The sequence below is a fragment of the Aeromonas sp. MR16 genome (assembly GCF_022549315.1).
Taxonomy (GTDB): domain Bacteria; phylum Pseudomonadota; class Gammaproteobacteria; order Enterobacterales; family Aeromonadaceae; genus Aeromonas; species Aeromonas aquatica.
Map to the genome: position 1 here is coordinate 1 of NZ_JAKZFK010000086.1, position 271 is coordinate 271.

Sequence of the window (271 nt, forward strand, 5' to 3'; positions counted from 1 at the left end):
ATCGAAGGGCTCACCGTCCGGCAAGCCGCGCGTCGCTGCGGGGTCTGCAAAAACACCGCCTTCTTGTGGCGTCACCGTTTCCTAAAGGCCATGGCGAACCATCAGGCGACGCGGGAAGAGGGCATTGTCGAAGTGGATGAAACTTTCTTCCTGGAGTCATTTAAAGGACAGTCCGGATTGTCCCGACCGGCCCGTCACCGGGGTGGGAAAGGCCGCACCCGCGGTACAGGGCCGGACTACATCCCGGTGATGGTGGTGCAGGACCGGGCAG

At 62.4% G+C, this 271-nt stretch carries 1 protein-coding gene; it reads left to right on the plus strand.

The window, feature by feature from the left end; all coding sequences use genetic code 11:
- Positions 1–271, plus strand: a 271-nt coding sequence (locus MM194_RS22060) for an IS1595 family transposase (protein WP_241344960.1), incomplete at both ends; no start/stop codon positions are given.